The sequence below is a fragment of the Albidovulum sp. genome (assembly GCF_049646345.1).
GTDB lineage: Bacteria > Pseudomonadota > Alphaproteobacteria > Rhodobacterales > Rhodobacteraceae > Albidovulum.
Window position 1 is genome coordinate 1 of the sequence record NZ_JBARVQ010000271.1, and the last position, 2,923, is coordinate 2,923.

4 protein-coding genes are annotated in these 2,923 nt (G+C 63.7%); all 4 read left to right on the forward strand.

Annotated elements, in window-relative coordinates:
* Nucleotides 1-185 precede the first annotated feature (185 nt).
* The 4 genes from ribB to WBB85_RS06475 all read left to right on the forward strand — a co-directional run bounded on the left by ribB (nt 186) and on the right by WBB85_RS06475 (nt 2,721).
* Nucleotides 186-1,280, forward strand: a complete 1,095-nt coding sequence (gene ribB / locus WBB85_RS06460) for a 3,4-dihydroxy-2-butanone-4-phosphate synthase (protein WP_432637805.1) — start codon at nt 186-188, stop codon at nt 1,278-1,280.
* Between the two features lie 16 nt (nt 1,281-1,296).
* Complete coding sequence (locus WBB85_RS06465; RefSeq protein WP_432637806.1) at nt 1,297-1,848, forward strand: 6,7-dimethyl-8-ribityllumazine synthase; 552 nt, start codon at nt 1,297-1,299, stop codon at nt 1,846-1,848.
* On the forward strand, nt 1,845-2,327 hold the full coding sequence (gene nusB, locus WBB85_RS06470; RefSeq protein WP_432637807.1) for a transcription antitermination factor NusB: 483 nt from the start codon (nt 1,845-1,847) through the stop codon (nt 2,325-2,327). The genes WBB85_RS06465 and nusB overlap by 4 nt, the downstream gene beginning before the upstream one ends.
* Before the next feature lie 94 nt (nt 2,328-2,421).
* Entirely contained in the window at nt 2,422-2,721 is a 300-nt protein-coding gene (locus WBB85_RS06475) for a hypothetical protein (protein WP_432637808.1), read from the forward strand.
* Nucleotides 2,722-2,923 lie beyond the last annotated feature (202 nt).

Consider the following 2,923-nt stretch of genomic DNA (forward strand, 5'->3'; position numbering starts at 1 on the left):
AAAGTGCCCAACTCGGTCGTATCGGCGCCCACCCGCGGTCGGGCGCTGCCCGGCTATCGTCAACCGCTGCGCCCAGATCCAGCCCGGAAATGGCGCGCCCCGCGGGGTGAATGTCGCCTGCGGGCTGGCCAAAGCCCGGCTGTTGCTCTATCGCCTCGCGGGGAGAATTCACCGGGGCCGATCACATGACCGACGATCTGACAGCCGCCATTTCCTCGACCGAGGAAATCATTGACGAAGCGCGCAACGGCCGCATGTTCATCCTTGTCGATCACGAGGATCGCGAGAATGAGGGCGATCTGGTGATCCCGGCGCAGATGTGCACGCCGAATGCGGTCAACTTCATGGCCACCCATGGCCGTGGCCTGATCTGCCTGACGCTCTCCTCGGCGCGGATCGAGGCGCTTGGCCTGCAGCTCATGTCGGCCAAGAACTCCTCCCGCCATGAAACCGCCTTCACCATTTCCATTGAGGCGCGGGAGGGCGTGTCGACCGGCATTTCCGCCCATGACCGGGCGCTGACCGTGGCGACGGCCATCGACCCCTCGAAAGGGCCACAGGATATCGCCACGCCCGGCCATATCTTCCCTTTGCGCGCCCGCGACGGCGGCGTGCTGGTCCGCGCCGGACATACCGAGGCCGCGACCGATATCAGTCGGCTTGCCGGCCTCAACCCCTCGGGCGTGATCTGCGAGATCATGAATGAGGACGGCACCATGGCGCGGCTGCCGGATCTGGTGACCTTCGCGCAGAAACACGGGCTGAAGATCGGCACCATTTCCGACCTCATCGCCTATCGCCGCCGCCACGATAACCTTGTGCGCGAGACCGGCAGCCGCACCGTCACCTCGGCCCATGGCGGCGACTGGACGATGCGCGTCTTCACCGACCAGACCGAAGGTACCGAACATGTCGTGCTGACCAAAGGCGACATCACTACCCCGGAACCGGTTCTGGTGCGCACCCATGCGCTGAATATCCTTGAGGACGTTCTGGCGCTGGGTCCATCACCCGAAGGTGAACTGGCCCGCGCGATGCAGATCATCGCGGATGAGGGCAGGGGGGCGGTCTGCCTTTTCCGCGACCCGAAGGCGAAGCTGGTGAATGAGGAAGAGGACGGTCCCCGCACGATCAAGCAGACCGGGCTTGGGGCACAGATCCTGTCCTCGATGGGGCTGAAAGAGCTGATCTTGCTGACGGATTCGCCGCTGACCCGCTATCTGGGCCTTGACGCCTATGATCTTCACATCGCGGGCACCCGCCCGATCACCGAAGCCTGAGACGGGGGGCTGAGACATGGCCGGAAACGAACAGCATTACACGCTCGATCTGCCGAAATTCGACAAGAAGGTACGGCTCTTGATCGTGGTCGCCCCCTATTACAAGGACATCGCCGACAACCTCATCGCGGGCGCGAAGGCGGTCGCGGCAGAGGCGGGGGCCGAGGTCGATCTGGTCGAGGTGCCGGGTGCCTTGGAAATACCGACCGCCATCGGCATGGCCTCCCGCATGGCAGATTACGACGGCTTCGTCGCCCTTGGCTGCATCATCCGGGGCGAGACGACGCATTACGACACGGTCTGCAACGACTCGTCGCGGGGCCTTACCATGCTCGGCCTCTCGGGTGTTGCCATCGGTAACGGCATCCTCACGGTCGAGAACCGCAAACAGGCCGAGGTCCGCGCCGATCCGGCCGATCAGAACAAGGGCGGCGGTGCCGCAGCGGCGGCCTTGCATCTTGTCGAACTTTCCCGCAAATGGGCGCGCCGGACGAAAGGCATCGGGTTCAAGCCGCAGGGCGAGGAATTCCGCATCGCCGGTGACAGCGAAGGACCCAAGACCGCATGAGCGACGCCGCCCCGAAACCGACCATCGCCGAAAAGCGCCAGATGAAATCTGCCGCGCGGCTCTATGCCGTGCAGGCGCTTTTTCAGATGGAGGCCTCGGGCCAGACCGTCGACAAGGTCCGGCGCGAGTTCGAAAGCTTCCGTTTCGGCGCGATCTATGAAGGCGACGAGATGGCCGAGGGCGATCCGGAGCTTTTCCGCAAGATCGTCGAAGAGGCGGTGAACTGGCAGGCGAAGATCGACCAGATGACCGACCGGGCGCTGGTGGCGAAATGGCCGATCGGCCGTATCGACCCCGTGCTGCGCGCGCTGTTCCGCGCGGCGGGCGCCGAGATGACGGATGAAAAGACCCCGATCAAGGTCATCATCACCGAATTCGTCGATGTCGCTCGTGCCTTCTTTCCGGACGGCAAGGAACCGAAATTCGTCAACGCGGTTCTCGACCATATGGCGCGCGAGGCCCGGCCCGAGGCGTTCTGAATGCCTCCGCATCGCGCCGGTTCTGGCTGATGCGACAGCATGTCCCTGTAAAATCCCCCACACAAAGCTAGATTGACGGGGAAGGGAGATCGGCATGCCCGCACTCGTCCGCCTTTACATCCGCAATGTCATCATCGGTTTCGGCCTGTCGGCGGTGTTCGTCACTGCACTTCTCTGGCTCGATATTGCCGGTCTCTGGCACCTCATCTCAACCTCGCCGCAAGGGTGGATCGCGGTGCTGATGCTGTTCGTCTTCAACGGCATCGTCTTTGCGGGGGTACAATTCGCGATCGCGATCATGCGGCTGGGCAGTGATGAACGTCCCGGTGGTGGGCGGAAGGTGCCAGCCCCATCGGGGTTGGAAACCGTTCCGGTTGCTGCATCGAAGCTGTGACGCCGTTCGCCGTCGCGATGTCGCGTGATTGCGGTCGGGGCGGGCAGCGCAAACGCACTTGCTGCCCGGAACCTGAAGATGCCCGACGCCCTGCCGCAGGATCCATGCCAATACGATTCCATGGCCCGCTGACCTGAGCGTCTGTGCGGAATTTCGCACAGTCGGTGCCGGGCTCTGTGCGGTTGTCCGCACGGGGCAATAC